The organism is Candidatus Tisiphia endosymbiont of Myopa tessellatipennis (assembly GCF_964031105.1).
GTDB lineage: Bacteria > Pseudomonadota > Alphaproteobacteria > Rickettsiales > Rickettsiaceae > Tisiphia.
This window is the reverse complement of the sequence record NZ_OZ035005.1, coordinates 1,220,573-1,242,822: the sequence shown is the minus strand read 5'-3', so window position 1 is coordinate 1,242,822 and position 22,250 is coordinate 1,220,573. Positions and strand designations below refer to the sequence as shown.

Here is a 22,250-nt window from a genome sequence, read left to right as displayed (position 1 = left end):
GTTTTATAAGTCATACTAAAATTTAAAATACTAAGTTTTTTATATCATTTGACAAGGAAATTACAATAAGAAAAATAATTATCCCCATACCTAGTCTTAGTATAACATTTTTTATAGATGCACTAAGTGGTTTGCCAAATATTATTTGATATATTATAAATAATAAATGTCCACCATCAAGAACTGGAATCGGTAGCAAATTAAGTAAACCTAGATTAATTGATATCATGGCTACAAATAGTGCGAAATTTGCTACCCCTTGTTCTAAAGATTTCCCTGACTCCTTAGCAATGGCAATTGGTCCCCCAATCTCATTTAAAGATCTTGTACCCATTAGCATTTGTCCAAAGTTTCTTAAAATTAAGTTGGAAATATAAATAACATCTTTCGATCCTTGATAGATACTTTGAAAAATATTCATTTTTATAAAAATAGGTTCATTCTTAGCAATAACTCCTATATAAGGTCTTTTTATCTCAGGTTGATTATCCAGTTTTTGACTAATCTCCTTTGGAGTTATAACAATATTAATAATCTCATCATGTCTTTCAACTAAAAGATTGATGGGTTTAGTCCCGCTCATGAATATATTTTTCTGTAAATCGACAAAACTATCAATTTTATTAGTGCCAATCATAATAACTTTATCATTTTCCATAAGACCAGCTAGTTCAGCGGGGGAATTAGCCACCACTTCACCAATTACAGGAGCTATCTCTACTTGACCATGGGAAAAATAAATAGTTGTGAATATGAGAATGGCTAACAAGTAATTAGCTATAGGTCCAGCAGCTATAATTAAGAACTGAACCCATAGAGGCTTGCTAAGAAAAGCTAGAGGTCTATTATCCTGTGCATCTTCAAGTGTTGCAGGGTCAAATCCATAAATTTTAACGTAACCACCGAAGGGTAGGGTGCAAATTTTCCATTTTACGCCATCTTTGTCTATTTTAGAAAAGAGTTCCTTACCAAAACCTATCGAGAATTCCTCGACCTTTACTCCAAATATTTTAGCTATGTAATAATGACCAAACTCATGAATAAAGACTAATAAGCTGATTGTTAGAATAAATCCGAATATTGATAACATACAACTCATTATTTTTTAAATAGGTTTACTAAATTATGCTTTTTTGCTATAGCTAATATACTCGATAATCAAGTTTTTCCTTAACCGTCATCGCCAGGGCAGTTTAAAAGTCCCAGCTAATGATAGAAAATACTAAATTATAGAAATAAATAGTTGTCATCGCGAGCCACAAAGTGGCGTGGCGATCTAGGTAAACAGCGAAGCTGTTTTTTTAGAGTAATGCTTCGCGTATCCTAGATTGCCGCGTCGCCACTTTTTCGCGGCTTCTCGCTAATAGACGTATTTTTTAATAATTCTAAAAAACTTGATTATCGAGTAATAGATTAAATATGTTACCAATACATCAAAAATTTTTATGACCTCAACCAAGATTAGTACCAAAACGATAGCACGTATTGCTGCGGTGCAGGCAATTTATCAGTATAAACCGGAGATTCCTGATCAAAACATAGACCAGATTATGCAGCAAATTGTTCAATTCTATCATGATGAACGAGTAGCTAATGATTTAACAACCAATTTCAATAAACCAATAAAAGTAAAGCTAAGTATAAGCTATTTTGAATTGTTAGTAAAGTCTGTAGTTCTAAATTTACCTCAAATTGATAAGATGATATCAAGGCATTTGACATCGGAATGGCAAATTACCAGCTTACCTGTTTTGCTTCTTGCTCTCTTGCGTGTGGCAATTTGTGAATTACAATTTCTTCCAAATGTTCCAAGTAAAGTGGTAATTAATGAATTCACCGACATTACAGGTGATATGTTGAATGAAAACGAGGTTGGTTTTGTTAATTCTGTATTGGATAGAATTGCTAAAAAATCTAGTGAGATCATGTGTCATGACATCTAATATATTAGGGTTTAGAGGTAAATTTGTTGCCGTTAAAACTGCAAAAAAGCGTAAAAATTCATCGAAAAAGTGGCTCACGCGCCAATTAAATGATCCATATGTTTCTAAAGCAAAGCTTGATGGTTATAGGTCTAGGTCAGCTTATAAGTTGCTGGAAATCCATGAAAAATTTAATCTGTTAAAACCAGGGATGAAATTAGTCGATTTAGGTGCTGCACCAGGTGGATGGAGTCAAGTGGCTAGCAAAATTATTAGACTTCCTGCAGAATTCGCTTTTGCTGAGGAATTTGTAGGAGACACGGAACCTCGACCCGCAGCGTACTCAAATGTACGTGAGGAGCAGAGTACCGGTATCACGCACAAATTACCAGCAAAAGTAGAATTCTGCAGGAAGTCTATTAAATCTGATGAATCTAGTGGTAATAATAGCACGATAATTGCAGTTGATTTGCTTGACATTGAGCCAATTATTGGTGTACATTGCTTACAAAAAGACTTTTATGCTGAAGATACCAAAGAGATTATTATAAAGATGCTCGATGGTAGTGCTGATGTGGTAATGAGTGATATGGCTGCTAATACGACGGGGCATGCAACAACTGACCATATTCGGACTCTTGACTTATGTGAGCATGCCCTTGACTTTGCCTTAAAAATTTTAAGACCAGGGGGGCATTTTATTGCTAAAATTTTTCGAGGTGGTACGGAGAATAATGTGCTAAACAGAGTTAAACTTAATTTTCATAAGGTCAAGCATTTTAAACCATATTCTAGTCGTAAAGAGTCAGTAGAGGTTTATTTAATTGCTTTAAATAGGAAATCTGAATGACAGTTAAGGAAAAACTTGATTATCTAGATAAAATTTCATGACCATAAGTTTTTCATTTTATTAAAAAAACTAGCGTCATCCTCATCTTTGTCGCTTGTAAATTCTTTATCCAGCAATTCTAGTAATTCTTTTTGTTTTTTAGTAAGATTCTTTGGTATCTCAATATGTATGTGGGCAAACATATAACCTCTAATGCTTGATCTAACCTTAGACATACCTTTGCCTTTTAACCTAAGTTGTTCGCCATTTTGTGTACCAGCGGGTATTTGTAATTTTACCTTACCACCTTCTATATCTGGAACTTCTACTTCTCCACCTAAAATAGCTTTAATAAAACTAATTGGTAGTCTGCAATGCAAATTAATTCCATCAACTTTATAGAGGTCATGCGGTTTAATAGTAATAAAAATATACAAATCCCCGTTATTTCCTCCTCGCACTCCGGCATCTCCTTCACCCATAAGCCTTATTCTAGTACCTTCTTCAATACCAGCTGGAATATTTACTAATAAATTTCTATGTTGTGAGTAACGCCCCTGACCATAACATTTTTTGCATGGATTTTTAATGATTTGTCCTGCACCTTGGCATTTTGCACAAGTTTGTTTAAATGTCAAGAAGCCTTCTTGTCTTCTGGTAACCCCTTGTCCTGCACAAGCGTCGCATTCGGTCATTCCGGCATTACTTTCTGATCCGCTGCCATTACATGTTTGGCATTTTACTTCACTGGTAAAACTAATATTTTTGTCGATACCACGAAATGCTTCTTGCAAAGTAACTGTGATATCATATTTTAGATCTGAGCCTCTAATGGTAGTTGATGGTCGCTGTCTTCTTGCCCCGCCACCCATAAAATCATTAAAAAACTCACCAAATATATCATTTATATCAGGTCCACTATTGTTATGTCTTCCAGCTGACGATGCTGCACCTGAATTCTGAAAGGCATCATGTCCAAAACGATCATAGGCAGCTCTTTTTTGTTCATCTTTTAAGATATCATAAGCACTACTTATTTCCTTGAACTTTTTTTCTGCTTGTTTATCCTGTGTATTACGGTCAGGATGATATTGCATCGCCAATTTATGATAAGCTTTTTTTAGCTCTTCCTGGGTAGCAGTTTTACTAACCCCAAGTATTTGGTAATAATCTTTTGTCGACATAATAAGAATATCTGATTTTTAATTTAGTTTAAATTATCCTTTTTAGCAGCCTCACCATGAGGGGTGATGTCCACAACTGTTGAAAGTTAAAAGATCGTCATCGCGATGAGCTTTGTAAGCCCTAAACCGTCTATTAGCGAGGAGTCGCTGTAAGCGACGACGTGGCAATCTTGTGAAGAAGAGCTTACTTCATGAGATCGCCACGGCGTCTATCGACGCTTCGCGATGACGGTTTTTTAACTTTCAACAGTTGTGGGATTGCCACGCTCACGTACGTTCGCTCGCTAATAGACGGTTTAAGCCTTACAATAGCACTTTGCTAATAGACGATTTTTTAACTTTCAACAGTTATGGGGTGACATCCAAAAATTCCTACTTGTTGCTGACATCTTCGTAGTTAGCATCAACTACTTTGTCATCATTCGTCCCAGGTTTTTCCTCACTATGATCATCTAGCTGAGATTTATACATAGCTTCTCCTATTTTCATACTACTAGCCATAAGAGCATCAGTTTTTGCTTTAATTTGCTCAAGATTATCAGACTCTAAAGCTGCTTTTAACTCTGTTATGCTATTTTCTACTTCTTGTTTATCACTAGCTGATATTTTACTATCATGTTCTTTTAGAGTTTTTTCTGTTGAATAAATTAAGCTATCAGCACTATTTCTAGCCTCAATTAATTCACGACGCTTTTTATCATCCTCAGCGTTTTTTTCTGCATCTTTTACCATTTGTTCAATTTCCGCATCATTAAGACCTCCAGAAGCTTGAATAGTTACTTTTTGTTCCTTACCACTAGCTTTATCCTTGGCAGAAACATGAACTATACCATTAACGTCTATATCAAAAGTTACTTCAATTTGCGGTAATCCTCGTGGTGCAGGCGGAATACCATCAAGATTAAATTGACCAAGTAACTTATTATCAGAAGCCATTTCCCGTTCACCTTGGAATACCCTAATCGTTACAGCATGTTGGTTATCATCAGCAGTAGAGAATACCTGACTCTTTTTAGTCGGAATAGTAGTATTACGATCAATCAGCCTAGTAAATACCCCACCAAGAGTTTCAATACCTAAAGATAAAGGGGTAACGTCTAGCAATAATATATCAGTAACTTCTTTATTTAACACTCCTCCCTGAATAGCAGCACCTAGAGCCACGACTTCATCGGGGTTAACTCCTCTATGTGGTTCACGACCAAAGAAATCCTTTACTTTCTCAATAACTTTTGGCATTCTAGTCATACCACCAACAAGTACTACTTCTTGAATATCCGAAGCTTTTAGCCCAGCATCTTTTAAAGCTTTCTTACATGGTTCTATTGTATCATCAATTAATGTTGCCACTAAGGATTCTAATTTCGCCCTAGTAAATTTTATATTTAAATGCTTAGGACCTGAGCTATCAGCCGTAATATATGGCAAATTAACATCAGTTTGAGGTACAGATGATAATTCTTTTTTAGCTTTTTCAGCAGCTTCTTTCAGACGTTGCAAAGCTAAAGGATCTTTGCGTAAATCTATACCACTTTCTTTCTTAAATTCATCAATTAAATAATCTAGAATTCTAGAATCAAAATCTTCACCACCAAGGAAAGTATTACCGTTGGTAGATTTAACTTCAAATACACCGTTACCTATCTCTAAAATTGATACATCGAACGTACCACCACCAAGATCATAAACTGCAATTATTTTGCTCTCAGCTTTATCGAAACCATATGCTAAAGCGGCTGCTGTTGGTTCATTGATTATCCTTAATACTTCCAAACCAGCAATTTTGCCAGCATCTTTGGTTGCTTGGCGCTGTGCGTCGTGAAAATATGCTGGTACAGTAATGACTGCTTGTGTTACCTTCTCACCAAGATAATTCTCAGCTGTTTCTTTCATTTTTTGTAAAATGAAAGCACTAATTTGGCTTGGAGAATATTTTTCGCCCTTAACTTCAACCCAAGCATCGTTATTAGCAGCTTTTACTATCTTGTATGGTACAAGATCTTGGTCTTTTTTTACCATAGGATCAGAGAAACCTCTACCTATCAATCTTTTAATACCGTATAAAGTATTTTGTGGATTGGTTACAGCTTGACGTTTTGCTGAATCTCCAATTAATTTTTCACCGTCATTACCAAATCCTACCATTGAAGGAGTAGTCCTAACTCCTTCAGCATTTGCTATGACTCTTGGCTCTTTTCCTTCCATTACTGCGACGCAAGAATTTGTTGTTCCTAAATCTATACCTATGATCTTCGCCATATACACTCCTAATCCCAATTTAATAAATCAACTTGATAAGTTTTGATATAGTGTCTTCTCGTTTATTTTACAAGAGGTAGCTGTGAAAAAAAGTTATATCAGGTCCTTATCACTGGAGCAGAACATTTGGACGAGTCACCTATTTCACTTTGTACATTTCTAAGATTTTGAACACCCCTAATTCTCTCTTTATTAGAATTTTCTCTTACCTCGATTAATCCTTGTATAAGATATTTTAATCTAGAACTTTCAGTATAAAGGATCATATATTTAAAAAACTTGGTATATTTACCTACTAGCTTATTACCACCATTCCAATACAGATCCTCAATCATCAGCATCTCGTTAGGTTTTAACTTATCCCAAGACTTACCATAAATATTTTTTAGCTCTAGGCGATTAACAGCACTCTTACAGTCATATATCATTCGAGATTGTTGTATTGTAATAGCTTTATCGCCATTATAAACTTTGTCAAATGATAAAGAACCTTGGAATATTGTCTGCCACACAATTTTTGCTCTTGGATTATCCATGTTAAAGCCTATCCCTATAGTGTTGTACCCCTTAATATCTTTATATACTTGTAATATTTCATTTTCATTACCTTTAATAAAAGTAAATACCATTTCTTGGTAAAATTGTAGATATTTTGGGTCAGAAAGATTTAATCCATATAATTTATCCCGTAATTCAGCGGCAAATTTTATACTCACTACCATAAATTTAACTTATTATCTTGAAAATATAAATAATAACAGGTTTTTAACTAGCACTAAGCATCCTAGAAGAATAATTTTAAATAATCATTGACGGAAAGATTATTTCAGAACATAATCACTTCGATGGTCGTGCAGTTGCGTAAATATCTATACTAGAATTTACGAGGAAAGTCCGGACTCTACAGAGATATGGTGCTGGTTAACGTCCAGCGGAAGAGTAATCTTTTAGGGAAAGTGCCGCAGAAAATATACCGCCAAACTTTGTTATCAAATTTTGGTAAGGGTGAAATGGTGTGGTAAGAGCATACCGGTAGGTTGGTAACAAGCTACGCATGGTAAACCCCACCAAGAGCAAGATCAAATAGGCATTATAGAACTTACGTGTTCCTAGGCATCTCTGACTAGAAGTAATGTGGGTGGATCGCTTGAGATAAATGGTAATATTTATCCTAGATAAATAACTGCAGTAGATAATAGAAATATTATTTATACAAAATCCGGCTTATAGACCATCATATTTGAAACCTCAGTTTTGGATTAAAATTAAAAATTTTAATCCAAAACTGGCTGGAATATCAGAATAAATTGTGAACATGAATTGCTGTACAGAGTTTTTGCGTAAATATTACCCTGTCATTTTGTGTTTATTTTTAATGTCTTTACATTTTGCCTCTGCCTATCTTGGTGGTATGTCATATGACAGTTTCGATCAATATGGGCAGAGTATTAATAAAAACTATTTCTCTCATCACCCACCGTTAATGTCAATGGTGTGGTCTTTACTTCACTATATTTACCAAGGTCCGCAGACGATGCTACTATTAAATTTAGCATTATTGTGGGGTGGAGTATTGCTGCTTTTCTATGCTGATTCACAAAATAAATACAGATGGCTTTACTTAATTAATACCATTTCTACCTAATATATTATCCCAATCTGGAACAATTTGGAAAGATGTAGCTTTTGCCTTTAGTAGTTTCTTTGTAGTAGCTACTTGTATTTTTTATACTTATCGCCGAAAACCTGCTCCTTTGTTGGTAGTTATTGGATTATTGTCAATTGTTTTTTATATTGTTGGTGTTAAATTTCAAGCACAATTTATAGCTCCAATTTTGATTTTGTTTGTATTGTCAATTTATCTTAAAACTAGCTTGTTAATAAGAATAATACTAACCTGCATCATTTCGCTATTAATAATATATGGTAATGCTAAACTTACTAAGCATTTTTCCACTGAAAGTCATTCAGAGCAATTACGTCAATTATTTGATATTGCTGGAGTAAGTGTTGCTATCAATAATGATGATTTAGTACCAAAATATGTTAAAGAAGACCAAGATTTATATAGTTTTGAGAAGCTTAAAAAAAACTATACTCCTTACATGGTTAATCTATTAGTTTTTGGTGATACTAGGATTTATAACTCTGTAGTAGACCCTATAAAGTTGCAAGAAATGGAGGCTTCTTATATAAAGGCTGTGTTTACTCATCCACTAGCTTTTTTACAACATCGGGCAAATGCTTTTACTATTTTAATGAAAGGGGTAGGGTATTCTCGGGGAGAATTATTTATTGATCATAACGAAGCTCAAAAACATGGAATTCATCTTAAAAAAAATCATTTAAAAGACTGGATGGTAAAGTATATAGGATTATGGTCAAAGATTTTAACAAAGAATATTATTAGCCTTATACTAACATTTGTTTATTTAATATCTATTCTAACAAATAAACAATCTAATAGTCCCGAGAAAGTTATTTTGGCATATATCGTAGCAATATCTATTGTTTTTTCAATAGTACTATTTTTTGCTACTATGGCATGTGATTATCGTTATTATTATGTTATAAGAGTTCTAACGCTATTTGGCTTGCCGATTTATTTGAAATTCAGGCAATCTAAAAAAAGATGTTATGTATAGCTAACCATAGTAAAATGGCGTCATTGCGAGGAGACATGAGCCGACGAAGCAATCCATAAAAGTGATTAAAAATGGATTGCTTCGTCGCTGCATCGCAGCTCCTCGCAATGACGTCTCGAGCTTTTAAACTTGTCCCTATCTATTTAATTCCTTTTTTTTCCTCAACTGGGGAATCTGTTCTTCGGGTTATAGCTACACTTGGAAAAAAATAGCTTTTCCAGCTAGTCTACGCTCATTCAGCAATAGATTTTTTTCTGAATATGTAATATACTTAAACTATTCTAATATTACTTTAATAAATGTAGGTTCTAACTGTGACTAATTTAGATCGTCAAAACTTAATATCTATTAGCATTGAAGATGAGATGAAAGGCTCTTACTTAGATTATGCTATGAGTGTAATCGTCAGTAGAGCCATTCCAGATGTACGTGATGGTCTAAAGCCAGTGCATCGCAGAATCCTTTATGCAATGTATGAAGCATCTAATTACTTTAACAAACCTTATCGTAAGTCAGCAAGAACTGTCGGTGATGTGATGGGTAAATACCATCCGCATGGCGACGCTGCAATTTATGACTCATTAGTGAGAATGGCACAGGATTTCTCTTTAAGATTACCACTCGTTGATGGGCAGGGTAATTTCGGTTCAAGAGATGGTGATGCTGCCGCTGCTATGAGGTATACAGAGTCAAGACTTGCTAAAGTTACTCATACATTGCTCGAAGATATTGATAAAGAAACCATTGATTTTACGCCAAATTATGATGGTTCTGAAAAAGAACCATTGGTACTACCATCAATGTTTCCCAATCTCTTGGTAAACGGAACTAATGGTATTGCTGTTGGCATGGCTACCAATATTCCTCCTCATAATCTTGGAGAAATAATTGATGCTTGCTGCCTATATGTTGATAATAATGATGTAGAAATATTAGAACTTATGTCAGTAGTTAAAGGACCTGACTTTCCTACTGCTGGTATCGTACTTGGTACAAGCGGTATTAGGTCAGCTTATTTAACGGGTAGGGGGAGTATTTTAACTAGAGGACGCAGCGAAATTGAAGAGATATCTAATAATAGACAGGCTATTATTATTACAGAAATACCATATATGGTTAATAAAGCTAAATTGGTTGAGAAAATTGCCGAACTAGTCAAGGAAAAACGTATTGAAGGTATCAGTGATCTTAGAGATGAATCAAATAAGGATGGTATTCGAGTAGTAATTGAAATAAAGAAAGATGCTGTAACAGAAGTGGTGCTGAATCAAATATATTCCTATACCCAGCTACAAACTAGTTTTGGTGTGATTATGTTAGCTCTAAGAGATGGGCTACCAGAAGTTATGAACTTAAAAGAAGTGATAGCTGCTTTTGTCAATTTTAGAGAAATAGTAATAACTCGCAGGACGATATATTTGTTAAATAAGGCTCGTGATAAGGCTCATATTTTATTGGGACTAATGATTGCTGTTAGTAATATTGATGAGGTTATTAGAATAATTAAATCTTCAAATGATCCGGCAAGTGCTAAAGAGCAACTAATGCAAAGAACTTGGGATGCGTCATCTATAATAGACCTAGTAAAACTTGTTGATGATAGGGCAATGATAGCAGATGATGGTAAATGTTATTTTACTGAAACACAAACAAAAGCAATTCTTGAAATGCGATTGCAACGTTTAACTGCTATGGAGAAAAATAAATTAGAAAATGATCTTGCAGAACTAGCTACGGAGATTAGCGGTTATACTGACATTCTAGCATCACGTGAGAAACTTCTAGATATCCTAAAAAATGAGTTAATTAGAATCAAAGATGAATTTGCTACCCCCCGCCTTACTAGCATTGAATTAGGTGACTTTGATCAAGATATTGAGGATCTTATCCAAAGAGAAGAAATGGTTGTGACTGTGACATTGGGCGGTTATATTAAACGTGTACCTCTTGCTACCTATAGAGCACAGAAACGAGGAGGAAAGGGGAGGTCAGGGCTGTCAATGAGGGACGAAGATATTACCACTCAAATATTTGTTGGCAGTACTCACACACCGATGTTGTTTTTCTCAAATACCGGGCAGGTATACAGCTTAAAATTATATAAACTGCCACTTGGTAATCCTCAGAGTAAAGGAAGACCAATAGTCAACATTTTACCTTTAAAAGAAGGAGAACGTATAAATAATATTATGCCCTTGCCTGAAAATCAGGATGAGTGGGATAGTTTGAATATTATATTTGCTACAAGCCAAGGTAACATTAGAAGGAATGATTTATCAGACTTTAAACGTATTCAATCAAATGGCAAAATTGCTATTAGACTTGATGATAATGACCATTTAATAGATGTTAAAGTTTGTAAGGATGAAGACCATGTTTTATTGGCAACCAAAGCTGGTAAAGCTGTAAGATTCCCAGCTAGTTCAGTTAGGGTATTTAAAAGCCGTACTTCTGATGGTGTAAGAGGTATGAGGATTGCTGCTAGTGACTACGTTATTTCTATGACAATATTAAAAGGCATAGCATGTACAATGGAGGAAAGAGAAGCCTATCTATCAATTCCTATAGAGAATAGGTTGTTAATAGCAGGTGGCAAGGAATTTACCCCGGAAGAATTTGGTGTACATTTAAGTAAAGAGCAGATTTTAGAAATGGCTATTTCAGAAGAATTTATTCTTACTGTTAGTGAAAATGGTTTCGGAAAAAGAAGTTCCGCATACGAATATAGGATTACTAACCGTGGTGGTAGCGGTATTGTTAATATGGATGTGTCTGACAAAACTGGATTAGTTGTTGGAGTAATGCCGGTTGATATGTCTGATGAGTTGATGTTAATTACTAATAATGGCAAACTAATTAGGTGTAAACTTGAATCTGTACGTATAACTGGTCGTAATACTAGTGGTGTAATATTATTCAAAACCGAACAAGGAGAAAAAGTAGTTTCTACCGCATTGATTGCTGATAGCCCTGAGGAAGAGGGGGATGTGGATATACTCGAATGATAATATATAATCTGAGTTTGGTTTAATAGTTGAGCCTAAAACGATAATTTTAATTTAAGTGAACCTTGATGGCTTGAATATTTATTATTAGATGCTAAATAGTTATATACTGCCATGATTTCTGTTGCTCCACGTTTTATAGTGATAGTTCCGCCAATTTTGTAGTTATATTTAGTAGGTTTTTCAAGCAGCAATATTTCCTCTCTGCTGCTAGATGGATATGACATGACCTGCATATGAAGCTTCTGCTGCTTATTATGCAAAAACTTTTCGACTTCCATATGCAATCTAGGAATCACTTGGGTAGTATCACTAATCTTCATTGGCATAATTACTTCAAATCCTATAAGACCCGAAGAACTTCGGCTGTTAGCAGCAGCTACCGATAGACTTTGTCTTTCAAAGCTTGCCTCATATCCAGCAATATCCTGCCCCCCGTATTTAAGCCCAATATGGGGGATAATTAAAGCTTTACCAACCTTTGATTTGTAAGCAACTACTAGCTTGCTACTATATGAGCTATTAGCAAATTTAGCTTTAGCTAGCTGGTTTTGTACTGGTAATTTTGCAGAAACATTACCCGAAGCAAGGGAAAGGAATCCTTGTAATATTAGTTTCTTAGACAAGTTAGTTTGACCATACATAAATATTACGTGGGTGTGGGCAGTAAATTTCTCAGTACGATTCTTGTATTTAAAGTTAGAGAGAACATAATTATAAGCTCCTCCAATAATGCTGCCATTAGGTAACTCTAAATCGCCTCCAATAGTTGCAGCACTAGTTCTGCCAGTATAGCTACTTAACAAGCATTTCCCATTATATTTGGTTATACCTATCGTACCACTAACCCACACATTTTTAGGAACAATATCATCTTCATCATCAGCAGCGGGTGGAGAAAGATTGTTTAGATGTTTTAAATCGCTTAATCTTAAATCAATAGATGAGTTTGCGAATTCATGAGACAAGATAATTATTTCATTCAGTGCTAAGGCAATATTTCTCACTGTTTCTTTTTGTTTTTGTAATAATTCTTCCGCTAATGCCACTGTTACCCTTGCTATCTGTGCAACTTTTTCTTGTGGCACTATAGCTTCTGCTGGCGATGTAGGTCCTGCTGGTGGTGCTGCTTCTCCCCCTGCTGGTGGTACATGTTCTTCTTCTGCTTCTTCTGCTGGCGGTACTCCAACAGCTCCATCTTCCCCTGCTGGTGGTACTCCATTATTAGGCAATAGAAGTGGGGCAGGATTATGTCCTGCTCCAACTCCTTCTAATCCTGCTTGTTGTGGTATATTAGCTACTGGCACTATTGGTTGTTGTCCATCGGTTGTATCCTCCTGATTTTTTTTGTTTTTTCTATATCCACATAAGGTTCATCAGGGGCTATATCATCATAAAATTCAGAGGAAATAAATTCAACATTCAGCTCTTCTAGTGGGAATTCATTTTGTCCTTGTGTTTTTTTACGGTTAAAAAAATTAGCCACATTAGTTAGGTAAGAGTTGGGTCGGTTAACACCCAACTGTTTTTTAAACTGTTCAAATGTTCGTTTTTCATTAATAACCAATGGAGTATTAAAAAGTTCTACAGCCTTATGCCTAGATGAATCACCAGTTCCATATACCGTAATTGGTGGAATAATTACAGTTCCCAATGCAGATATTACAAATAGCACCTTTGCTATAAGTATTTTAACCTTAGATAAGCACATAGAACCTGTTTTAATAGGTTAAAATACAATAATTGGTATAGAATAGTAGAAAAGAAACCTATAATTGTCTAGCTAATATTACAGTAACACAAGGGATTTGTGAAATAATCATTGACGAGCAGATTATATTAAAACATAATCGCCCCAAAATTTATATGAGAGGTACAATGAAATTATCTGATTTTGATTTTACCTTACCGACTGAGTTAATAGCTCAGAAACCAGAAAAAAAACGAGATGAGTCTAATTTGTTGGCAGTAGCACCAAATAAAGACTTAGTGCAGAGCAAGTTTTATGATATAATTGACTATCTATGCCCTGGTGATTTAATGGTGTTTAATGATAGTAAAGTTATTAAAGCTAAATTGCTATTGAATAAAGATGGAAAAAAGATCGATTTATACCTAAATAAGCCAATAAATAATAATTATTGGCATGGTTTTGCCAAGCCTTCAAAAAGACTTAATGAAGGAGATCAATTTGATTTTGGTTGTAATAAGATTATTATAAGTAAAAAACTTGTAATGGGGCAGGTTGAGGTCGAATTTTTTCTAGATAATCTCTCAGTTTTTGAATTTTTAGAAAAATACGGTGAAATCCCGCTACCTCCTTATATAAAGAGGCAGGAAAATTTACTAGAAGATAATAATAGATATCAAACAGTCTATAGTAAAAAACTTGGAGCAGTAGCCTCTTCAACTGCAGGGCTACATTTTTCTGATGAATTACTTGCATTAATTAAAGCAAAAAATATTGAAACTGCTTTTATTACTTTGCATGTTGGGGCAGGGACGTTCCTACCAGTTAAAACTGAGGATATTGATCAACATAAAATGCATTCAGAATATTATCATATAGATAAAAAAACTGCAGATATCATTAATAAGGCAAAAAAAGAAAGCCGACGGATAATAGCCGTGGGAACGACGTCCTTACGGGCGTTAGAAAGCAGTAGCATTGATGGACATGGACAAATACAAGACGGAGAATTTGAAACAACCATTTTTATTAGACCGGGATTTAAATTTCAAATTGTTGATATGTTAGTTACCAATTTCCATTTGCCAAAGTCTACATTATTCATGTTAGTTTGTGCATTCGCGGGTTATCAGGAAATAAAGAATATCTACAAATATGCTATAGATAAAAAAATGCGGTTTTTTAGTTATGGTGATGCAATGCTTCTTTATAAAAAGCTATAAGAAAGATAAGAATTAATAATTCTACTAAGTGTGCTGTTGAAAGTTAAAAAATCGTCTATTAGCGAGGAGACCGTAGGTCGACGAAGCAATCTATATGACAAGAGATTCATGGATTGCCACGCTCACATACGTTTGCTCGCAATGACGGTTTAAGTCTTACAAATACCTACTTAAACTTACACACTTGGTAATTCTTATCTTTCTTACAAAGAACTCTTAAGGCTTTAAAAGCATTAAGAAATATCCATGGTAAAAATACAAAATAGGCTGCTTTTCTATTCATATAGCAATATTCAGACCAACTGCTTAAAGGTTTGTTATCGTAAATATCTACGATAATAAATATAATTGTTATTCCTAACCAGCTACATAACGCAAAAGTGCTTATAATCAGGAAATCTAAAATAATATAGATTTTGCCACTCTTATTTTTAAGATAATATTCATTAGCCAAAACCAATAATATACATAAACAAATAGTTAGTAATATACTAAGCCCCTGAAAAATAGGGGAAGCTTTAGCACCATAGTGAAGCAAAATAAGCTCACCTACACAACCTGTAAATATTATTGCTATATATTTTTTAATCATATTTAATAACGATAAAATATAAAATAACTTTTAAACCTTTGAATAATATGCCAATCAATAGCCACTATAGTTCTTCTGCATATCATCATGCCAATTATAGATAGTTTCACCCGTTGTCTCTACAGTAGAAGAATGATTCGTACAGGTAGCTCTGTATTAACTGCTCCTGTTAAACATGCCAATGCAGCTTCAGCTCCTAAAGCCTCTGCCACTACAAGTGCAGGATTCCCTTGTTTTAAACCTGCATATACTGCAGCTCCTCCTACAGCAACAGTGGATGCTGCAGCTCCTGGATTAGTAACCAATTCTTGAGCAGTATTAAGACAACCTTTATATATAACAAATCAAAAGTTTATTTTCCATAATATATATTATAGAATATTCATGTAAAGATAAGCAATTTACTATCACCGTATATTTTTTCTTTAATTAGCTGTAAAGAATCATCGCTAAAGTCATCGCTTTTAGCAAGTTCGACTACAATAATGCTACCATCTTTTAACCATTGACCTTTTTTTAAAGCATTAACTGCCTTCGGTACAAGATTATGATAATATGGAGGGTCAATAAAAATTAAGTCAAAGCTGTGATAAGCCGAAGGTAGAGCTGCTGCATTAATATTTAGGAAAGTCATTTTATCCAGCTCACCTATTTTACTGGCAAATTCTTTTGCTGCCTGCAAATAATCACTATTTATATCAACTAATGTAATTGCTCCAGCACCTCTAGAACAGCTTTCAAAAGCTAGACTACCCGTGCCGGCAAATAAATCGAGAACTTGAGATTCATTGCTAAATAATCTGCCGTCACTAAATTCTCCTGAAGTTAGTATACTAAAGATGGCCTCTCGGATTTTCCCTGTGGAAGGACGATAGTTAGAGTTTTTTAAGGTAGGTATGATCCGATTTTTATGTTTGCCTGCTATAATTCTAATCATAAAAATTTCTTAAATTTTTCTAATGTCTGTTCTTTATACTGATTTGGTTGCAAATTACCTAATAAAAAATCTCCATAGCTAATTCTAATTAACCGGTTAACAGTCAAGCCAAAATATTCAAATATTTTTCTAATTTCACGATTTTTACCTTCAGTCAAGACTACTTCAAACCAACAATTTGTTCTGCCTGATTTTATTAATTTAATTGATTTAGGATCATAACGTATTTGATCAATTTCTATATTTTTATAATTTTTTAGCAAAAGATTTGGGTTACCATATGCTCTGACTTTATATACACGTTCTATTTTACTTGATGGTAGCTCAAACTTTCTCGCTAAATCACCATTATTGGTTAGTAACAATAGCCCTTCACTATTGATATCCAGTCGCCCTATTGAGATTACTCTAGGCAGATTCATCTTTGCAAGACTAGCAAATACCGTTTCTCTACCACTTGTATCTTTATGCGAAGTAATGAGTCCAACAGGTTTGTAATATACCCATAAACGCGGGATATGTTGTTGATTTATTAGTTTTCCCGACACCTCAATAACACTAGTTTCATCAACATTGGTTGCTGGTGAATCAATAATAACGCCATTTACTTTTACTTGATTATTTTTAATAAGCAGTTCTGCATCACGTCTTGAACATATCCCTGCGTTACTAATCGCTTTTGCTAGTCTTTGTATACTATCCTGTCTCAAATAAACATCCTATATTTTTTACTTACTAGATACGTCATTGCGAGCATAGTACTTTTTTTATAATCGTCATAGCAAGGCTCTTTAGATGCCGTGGTGATCTAGGTAAACAGTGAAGCTGTTTTTTTAGAGTAACGCTTCGCGTATCCTAGATTGCCGCGTCGCCGCTTTCAGCGAATCCTCGCTAATAGACGATTTATATATTTGTTTCATAGCAATGTATAACTACAATAATAGTCTTAATGAGGTTATATCTATGAGGAGTAAGAACTACCTCTGGTCATGTTTTTTGAATCTCTTTGCCTTTTTGAGGTTCAGAATTAAGCCAAACTACATCCCCTCTTTCAGGTATGAATGTTACCACGATTCATTACCTACAGCAATGTCATCATTTAATATTTCATGATGACAGTTAGAATCTGTAATATTATCCAATAATATATCTAATTCTGATGTTTCTGTACTGATAATCAAATAGTTATCAGCTGTTTCTAAATTAACAAATGTACCTTGTTGAAAATGTAACTTATCAGCTAGATGTTTAGGAATTCTAATTCCCAAGCTATTTCCCCATTTTTGGATTTGAATTTGCATAATATCATTAATATTGTTACTGTATAAACAAGTATATACAATACAAAGTTAAAAATTCTTTTTCGTCCATTGCAAGGCACAACTGTCAAAAGTTCAACAAACGTCATTGCGAGAAGCCACTTTAGTGGCGACGCGGCAATCCAAATTACTTATTATATTTTTTGTGGATTGCTTCGTCGGCTCATGCCTCCTCGCAATGACGTTGAAGAATTTTGTGTGCATCACCTAGCCCTATTTACTTCGTATTTGCAACATCCCCAAAAAGAGTAAAAAATAGGCAAACATTTGTATAAAAAATAGCATGCTACTCAATGCTGGTAAAAATATAACAATAATAGGTTGTAATAAAATGGTCACTCCACTTGAAAATAATACTATCCTAGTGCATGTTTGCCAAGAGGATTTAGGCCCAAAATAATTAGTTAACAGATATACTAATATGATAATAAAGATTTTTTCGAATAAAATCATTACAAAACGATAGACTATCATTATTGGCATTAAAATGTAAATAAATACCTTCGGTGCTTGTGTAAGTATCTCGGAGAAATGCTTTTTAATGACTTCTTCAGTTAAAATTTTTCGATCAGAAGTAAATAATTTAGAATATCCAATACTAAATGCATTCTTTTTTTTATCAGTTATTTCAATCGTAGTAAGGGTTATATTATTGCTACTAAAGAGGAGAGGAACTTTAATTTTCTCGCTATAAGGTAGTTGATTCTTTGAGTCTATAACAGCAATTTTATTACCATTTTCATCGAGTAAATATATAGGTTCATCTTGATCAACTGAAATTTTACTACCATCATAATAGATTTCCGGTAACTGTTTTAATATATATTCAATAGTTGTGGTGCTTTTTGTAGAGCGGTTTTCAGTAAAATAATCCGTCAAAGCCAACAAATAATTAAATATAAAAAGACAAAAAATCAATGATGATATAAAAGATACAGTAAATATGTACTTAATTCCATACCCTGTATATGATCTATAAACATCTTGGTAAAAATTTATTGAACTGATTGATAACCGTAATTGATGAAATAAAGTAGTAAACCACGAGAAAACGGATAATAGTTTTATTGTCATAATATCTATTTTGATGTAGATTCATAAAAAATTTTTATCAATATATTCCAATTCTTGAAACTAGAAAAGTATATATCTTTTAACATAAAAGCGATATTTATCATAATGAAGTTTAATAAAATACCAAAATATTCAGAAGAATATTGCAAATTAAGTGACTGTATTAGAGTTTTAGCAAGTGATAGCATAGAGCATGCCAAGTCAGGGCATCCGGGTATGGTACTTGGCATGGCAGATGTGATGACAGTTTTAGTATTTGATTTTCTTAAATTCAATCCTAATGATCCAACTTGGTTTGACCGTGATCGCCTAGTTCTATCAGCTGGGCATGGTTCTATGTTACTTTATAGTTTTTATTATTTAACAAATTATAGAAATTTCCACTTAGAAGATTTAAAACAGTTCCGAAAATTACATTCAAAAACTCCTGGACATCCAGAATATGGGGCATATGAAGCTATTGAGGCTACTACAGGTCCTTTAGGTCAGGGATTTGCTACTTCAGTGGGTATGGCTATTGGTCAAAAAAAATATCAACAAAAATTGGGCAAAGATCTTAGTGACCATAAAATTTACTGTATAATTGGAGATGGATGCCTAATGGAAGGTATAAGCTACGAGGCTGCTTCTTTAGCTGGGCATTTATGCCTTAATAACCTAATAGTTTTATTTGATGATAATAAAATTTCCATCGATGGCTCTACCAACCTTACCGTATCTGAAGACCATTTGCTTAAATTTACTGCCATGGGTTGGATTACCGAATCTATAGATGGGCATGATTTTGAGCAAATTAATGCCAGCTTAACTAGGGCAAAAAATTCTGATAAACCCTACTTCATTGCCTGTCGTACTTTAATTGCCAAAGGTTCTATTAACAAGGTAAATTCAAATGCAGCCCATGGTTCGCCCCTTGGCAAAGACGAAGTTAAATTGCTAAAAGAAAATTTAGGTTTTAAGGATGAAGAGTTTAGCCTGCCAAAAAAATTAAAAGACCTATGGGGCATCGCTTGGCTAAGAAATCAAGTGAGTTATAATAATTGGCAGGAAAACTTTGTTGATATAAGTCAAGAACAAAAAGCGTATTTTGCTAGACCTAATATCGATTGTTCTTTTCTTGATAATATCCCTATCCCGGTAAAAGATGAAGCAACCCGTAGTTCATCCGGTAGAATTGTAGAAGAATTAAGCAAACTATCTGATAAAATTATTTTTGGATCAGCTGATTTATCATTATCCAATAATATCAAAAATAATCATAGTAAAGTAATCAGTAAAGATGATTTTAGTGGTAACTACATCCATTATGGTGTTCGTGAGAATGCTATGGGTTCTATCATGAACGGACTGTCATTATCAGGATTTTTACCTGTAGGTGCTACTTTTTTAGCCTTTTCTGATTATATGAAGCCAAGTATGCGACTTTCTGCTATTATGCAGCAACAAGTAATCTATATAATGACTCATGATTCAATCGGTGTAGGAGAAGACGGGCCTACTCACCAACCAGTTGAGCATCTATCAGCCCTCCGAAGCTTACCAAATATGATGGTACTACGCCCTGCAGACTATATAGAAACAGCCGAGTCTTGGCGAATTGCACTATCTAATAAACAAGGGTCTTCTGTTCTTGCTTTAACAAGACAAGCTGTCCCTCAAGTTACTAAGGTTCAACATAGGGAAAATCAAATAGTTAGCCACATCAGTTCACAAAGTTTATGCTCTAAAGGTGGGTATATATTGTTAGGGAATAATCAAGAAAAAGTAGATGTTGCTATCTTTGCCACAGGTTCTGAATTATCAATTGCTCTAAAAGTACAAGAGCTGCTAACTAACCATGGTTTTAAAGCTGAGGTTATATCAATATTATGTTTTGAGCTATTTTTTAAACAAAAACCTAGCTATATCCAAAATATTTTATCTAGGGGTAACTTAAAAGTGGCTATAGAAGCTGCAAGTAGCTTCGGCTGGCATCGAATCATCGGAGAAAACGGACTGTTTTTTGGAGTCGACCAATTTGGTCTATCTAGTTGTTCTGAAGAGCTATACTCATATTTTGGTCTTACTCCTTCAAATATCCTAGAAAAGATTATTGCAAAAATTAAGGAAATGAAAGGGAGTTATAGCTAACCTAACCTGAGTTTGATGTAAGGCATCGGTTTAATAGTTTAGGGTGTCATCCCACAACTGTTGAAAGTTTACAAATACCTATACCACAGCGTCATTGCGAGCGTAAGCGAAGCAATCTAGGAAACAATATGTTTAAACATAAATCGGGAAATTATCTACTAATTTTTTAACTTGCTTGCGAGTTTCTTGCTCACAATCACTATTATCTTGCGTAGCTTTCAACCCATCTAATACGTTGCAAATCATCTCGCCAACTTCTATAAACTCCTTTTCTTTGAAACCTCTAGTGGTGCATGCTGGAGTACCAAGCCTAATACCAGAAGTAATAAACGGTGAAGTTGTATCAAATGGTATAGCATTTTTATTACAGGTTATGCCGGCTCTTTCAAGTGAATCTGCGGCCATCTTACCAGTTATACCATATTTTCGTAGGTTCACTAATACTATATGATTATCAGTGCCATTAGTTAAAATATCATAGCCTCTTGCCATTAAACTGTTAGCAAGAGCTTTTGCATTACTCATAACCTGTTTTATATAAAGATGATAATCTGGTTGTAAGTTTTCCAAAAACGCTACTGCTTTTGCTGCAACAATATGCATTAACGGTCCACCTTGCATGCCAGGAAATAAAGCAGAATTTATCTTTTTGCCCAATTCCTCATCGTTTGAAAGAATAATACCACCACGTGGACCACGCAGAGTTTTATGAGTAGTAGAGGTAACAGCATGAGCATAAGGTAAGGGGCTTGGATGTTCCTCTGTAGCAACAAGTCCAGCAATATGAGCAATGTCTGTTAGCAAATATGCCCCTACTCTATCAGCAATTTCCCTAAATTTGCTAAAATCTAATTGACGTGAGTAAGCAGAATAGCCAGCTATAATCAATTTAGGCTTATGCTGCACGGCCATTTGCTCTATTTGTGAATAATCAATTAAGAAAGTTTCTTTATTCACCGAATAAGATACAGAGTTAAACCATTTGCCAGACAAGTTAGGGGAAGCACCATGAGTCAAATGCCCCCCTGTATCTAGCGACATACCAAGTATGGTGTCATGTGGTTTTAATAGGGCTAAAAATACTGCCTGATTAGCCTGAGAGCCGGAATGAGGCTGAACGTTAGCATAGTTACAATTAAATAGTTTTTTTACTCGTTCTATCGCCAAAAGCTCAGCTTTATCAACCTCTTCACAACCATTATAATAGCGTTTTCCAAAATATCCTTCAGCATATTTATTGGTAAGAACTGACCCCTGTGCTTCTAATACTGCCGGGCTTACAAAATTTTCAGAAGCAATCAATTCGATAAAATCATGCTGACGCTTTTTTTCAGCATTAATAATTTGGTATATTTCATTATCTGTTTCAGATAATTTATTAGGACAAATACTCATGATAACCCCACAACTATTGAAAGTAAAAAAAATCGTCATTGCGAGG

General features: G+C 34.4%; 20 protein-coding genes and 1 other RNA gene. 8 read left to right on the top strand and 13 right to left on the bottom strand.

All coding sequences use genetic code 11. The features are described 5' to 3' along the window. Window positions 1–22: 22 nt before the first annotated feature. Window positions 23–1,090 (bottom strand): RIP metalloprotease RseP, encoded by a 1,068-nt coding sequence (rseP, locus tag AAHN03_RS06210; RefSeq protein WP_342278494.1) that lies wholly within the window; start codon window positions 1,088–1,090, stop codon window positions 23–25. A gap of 355 nt (window positions 1,091–1,445) precedes the next feature. Here rseP and nusB point away from each other — a divergent pair, with 355 nt between their 5' ends. Further along, complete coding sequence (nusB, locus tag AAHN03_RS06205) at window positions 1,446–1,943, top strand: transcription antitermination factor NusB (RefSeq protein ID WP_342278493.1); 498 nt, start codon at window positions 1,446–1,448, stop codon at window positions 1,941–1,943. Continuing rightward, window positions 1,933–2,772: an SAM-dependent methyltransferase gene (locus AAHN03_RS07725; protein ID WP_410521330.1), complete on the top strand. Its 840-nt coding sequence runs from the start codon at window positions 1,933–1,935 to the stop codon at window positions 2,770–2,772. Before nusB ends, AAHN03_RS07725 begins: the two co-directional genes overlap by 11 nt. Before the next feature lie 35 nt (window positions 2,773–2,807). Here the strand turns inward: AAHN03_RS07725 and dnaJ are convergent, their stop codons facing one another. The 3 genes from dnaJ to AAHN03_RS06175 form a co-directional block, all read right to left on the bottom strand. Beyond that, window positions 2,808–3,935: a molecular chaperone DnaJ gene (dnaJ, locus tag AAHN03_RS06185; RefSeq protein WP_341760983.1), complete on the bottom strand. Its 1,128-nt coding sequence runs from the start codon at window positions 3,933–3,935 to the stop codon at window positions 2,808–2,810. 372 nt (window positions 3,936–4,307) lie between these two features. After that, entirely contained in the window at window positions 4,308–6,194 is a 1,887-nt protein-coding gene (dnaK, locus tag AAHN03_RS06180) for a molecular chaperone DnaK (protein ID WP_342278492.1), read from the bottom strand. Window positions 6,195–6,292: 98 nt separating this feature from the next. Then, window positions 6,293–6,916, bottom strand: a complete 624-nt coding sequence (locus AAHN03_RS06175) for a hypothetical protein (protein ID WP_342278491.1) — start codon at window positions 6,914–6,916, stop codon at window positions 6,293–6,295. Window positions 6,917–7,035: 119 nt separating this feature from the next. On the opposite strand from AAHN03_RS06175, the gene rnpB reads away from it, so the two are divergent. The 4 genes from rnpB to gyrA all read left to right on the top strand — a co-directional run bounded on the left by rnpB (window position 7,036) and on the right by gyrA (window position 11,844). Beyond that, window positions 7,036–7,437: RNase P RNA component class A (gene rnpB, locus AAHN03_RS06170), an RNA gene on the top strand. Between the two features lie 72 nt (window positions 7,438–7,509). Beyond that, entirely contained in the window at window positions 7,510–7,839 is a 330-nt protein-coding gene (locus AAHN03_RS06165; RefSeq protein WP_342278490.1) for a hypothetical protein, read from the top strand. A 112-nt stretch (window positions 7,840–7,951) separates the two neighbouring features. Further along, on the top strand, window positions 7,952–8,839 hold the full coding sequence (locus AAHN03_RS06160; protein ID WP_342278489.1) for a hypothetical protein: 888 nt from the start codon (window positions 7,952–7,954) through the stop codon (window positions 8,837–8,839). A gap of 314 nt (window positions 8,840–9,153) precedes the next feature. Then, window positions 9,154–11,844 carry a DNA topoisomerase (ATP-hydrolyzing) subunit A gene (gyrA, locus tag AAHN03_RS06155; RefSeq protein WP_342278488.1) on the top strand — a complete coding sequence of 897 codons (2,691 nt, stop codon included), beginning with the start codon at window positions 9,154–9,156 and terminating at the stop codon, window positions 11,842–11,844. A gap of 35 nt (window positions 11,845–11,879) precedes the next feature. Here gyrA and AAHN03_RS06150 read toward each other — a convergent pair whose 3' ends face one another. Next, a complete protein-coding gene (locus AAHN03_RS06150) occupies window positions 11,880–13,151 on the bottom strand; it encodes an autotransporter outer membrane beta-barrel domain-containing protein (protein WP_342278487.1) in 1,272 nt (423 codons plus the stop codon). Continuing rightward, window positions 13,151–13,519, bottom strand: coding sequence for a hypothetical protein (locus AAHN03_RS06145; RefSeq protein WP_342278486.1), 369 nt, complete (start codon window positions 13,517–13,519; stop codon window positions 13,151–13,153). Before AAHN03_RS06145 ends, AAHN03_RS06150 begins: the two co-directional genes overlap by 1 nt. Before the next feature lie 203 nt (window positions 13,520–13,722). On the opposite strand from AAHN03_RS06145, the gene queA reads away from it, so the two are divergent. Next, the gene (queA, locus tag AAHN03_RS06140) at window positions 13,723–14,757 is read left to right on the top strand and encodes a tRNA preQ1(34) S-adenosylmethionine ribosyltransferase-isomerase QueA (protein WP_342278485.1); all 1,035 of its coding nucleotides are present in this window, start codon (window positions 13,723–13,725) and stop codon (window positions 14,755–14,757) included. Window positions 14,758–14,923: 166 nt separating this feature from the next. Here the strand turns inward: queA and AAHN03_RS06135 are convergent, their stop codons facing one another. From AAHN03_RS06135 to AAHN03_RS06110, 6 genes are all read right to left on the bottom strand, one after another. Then, the gene (locus AAHN03_RS06135; RefSeq protein ID WP_342278484.1) at window positions 14,924–15,349 is read right to left on the bottom strand and encodes a hypothetical protein; all 426 of its coding nucleotides are present in this window, start codon (window positions 15,347–15,349) and stop codon (window positions 14,924–14,926) included. 119 nt (window positions 15,350–15,468) lie between these two features. Continuing rightward, window positions 15,469–15,654 carry a hypothetical protein gene (locus AAHN03_RS06130; RefSeq protein WP_342278483.1) on the bottom strand — a complete coding sequence of 62 codons (186 nt, stop codon included), beginning with the start codon at window positions 15,652–15,654 and terminating at the stop codon, window positions 15,469–15,471. A gap of 77 nt (window positions 15,655–15,731) precedes the next feature. Beyond that, a complete protein-coding gene (gene rsmD / locus AAHN03_RS06125; protein WP_342278482.1) occupies window positions 15,732–16,286 on the bottom strand; it encodes a 16S rRNA (guanine(966)-N(2))-methyltransferase RsmD in 555 nt (184 codons plus the stop codon). After that, window positions 16,283–16,981, bottom strand: coding sequence for a pseudouridine synthase (locus AAHN03_RS06120; RefSeq protein WP_342279204.1), 699 nt, complete (start codon window positions 16,979–16,981; stop codon window positions 16,283–16,285). Before AAHN03_RS06120 ends, rsmD begins: the two co-directional genes overlap by 4 nt. 369 nt (window positions 16,982–17,350) lie before the next feature. After that, window positions 17,351–17,587 (bottom strand): AbrB/MazE/SpoVT family DNA-binding domain-containing protein, encoded by a 237-nt coding sequence (locus tag AAHN03_RS06115; RefSeq protein WP_342278481.1) that lies wholly within the window; start codon window positions 17,585–17,587, stop codon window positions 17,351–17,353. Between the two features lie 231 nt (window positions 17,588–17,818). Then, window positions 17,819–18,679 (bottom strand): DUF1189 family protein, encoded by an 861-nt coding sequence (locus AAHN03_RS06110; RefSeq protein ID WP_342278480.1) that lies wholly within the window; start codon window positions 18,677–18,679, stop codon window positions 17,819–17,821. Between the two features lie 105 nt (window positions 18,680–18,784). Here AAHN03_RS06110 and tkt point away from each other — a divergent pair, with 105 nt between their 5' ends. Beyond that, entirely contained in the window at window positions 18,785–20,809 is a 2,025-nt protein-coding gene (gene tkt / locus AAHN03_RS06105) for a transketolase (RefSeq protein ID WP_342278479.1), read from the top strand. A gap of 132 nt (window positions 20,810–20,941) precedes the next feature. On the opposite strand, the gene glyA is transcribed toward tkt, so the two are convergent. Further along, window positions 20,942–22,204, bottom strand: coding sequence for a serine hydroxymethyltransferase (glyA, locus tag AAHN03_RS06100; protein WP_342278478.1), 1,263 nt, complete (start codon window positions 22,202–22,204; stop codon window positions 20,942–20,944). Window positions 22,205–22,250 lie beyond the last annotated feature (46 nt).

What these genes read in the sequence shown, in the direction of transcription:
- AAHN03_RS06175 (WP_342278491.1), bottom strand. Translation starts at nt 6,916, where the DNA reads ATGGTAGTGAGTATAAAATTTGCCGCTGAATTACGGGATAAATTATAT.
- AAHN03_RS06115 (WP_342278481.1), bottom strand. Translation starts at nt 17,587, where the DNA reads ATGCAAATTCAAATCCAAAAATGGGGAAATAGCTTGGGAATTAGAATT.
- AAHN03_RS06165 (WP_342278490.1), top strand. Translation starts at nt 7,510, where the DNA reads ATGAATTGCTGTACAGAGTTTTTGCGTAAATATTACCCTGTCATTTTG.
- queA (WP_342278485.1), top strand. Translation starts at nt 13,723, where the DNA reads ATGAAATTATCTGATTTTGATTTTACCTTACCGACTGAGTTAATAGCT.
- nusB (WP_342278493.1), top strand. Translation starts at nt 1,446, where the DNA reads ATGACCTCAACCAAGATTAGTACCAAAACGATAGCACGTATTGCTGCG.
- AAHN03_RS07725 (WP_410521330.1), top strand. Translation starts at nt 1,933, where the DNA reads ATGACATCTAATATATTAGGGTTTAGAGGTAAATTTGTTGCCGTTAAA.
- dnaJ (WP_341760983.1), bottom strand. Translation starts at nt 3,935, where the DNA reads ATGTCGACAAAAGATTATTACCAAATACTTGGGGTTAGTAAAACTGCT.
- tkt (WP_342278479.1), top strand. Translation starts at nt 18,785, where the DNA reads ATGAAGTTTAATAAAATACCAAAATATTCAGAAGAATATTGCAAATTA.
- glyA (WP_342278478.1), bottom strand. Translation starts at nt 22,204, where the DNA reads ATGAGTATTTGTCCTAATAAATTATCTGAAACAGATAATGAAATATAC.
- rseP (WP_342278494.1), bottom strand. Translation starts at nt 1,090, where the DNA reads ATGTTATCAATATTCGGATTTATTCTAACAATCAGCTTATTAGTCTTT.
- rsmD (WP_342278482.1), bottom strand. Translation starts at nt 16,286, where the DNA reads ATGATTAGAATTATAGCAGGCAAACATAAAAATCGGATCATACCTACC.
- dnaK (WP_342278492.1), bottom strand. Translation starts at nt 6,194, where the DNA reads ATGGCGAAGATCATAGGTATAGATTTAGGAACAACAAATTCTTGCGTC.
- AAHN03_RS06135 (WP_342278484.1), bottom strand. Translation starts at nt 15,349, where the DNA reads ATGATTAAAAAATATATAGCAATAATATTTACAGGTTGTGTAGGTGAG.
- AAHN03_RS06110 (WP_342278480.1), bottom strand. Translation starts at nt 18,679, where the DNA reads ATGACAATAAAACTATTATCCGTTTTCTCGTGGTTTACTACTTTATTT.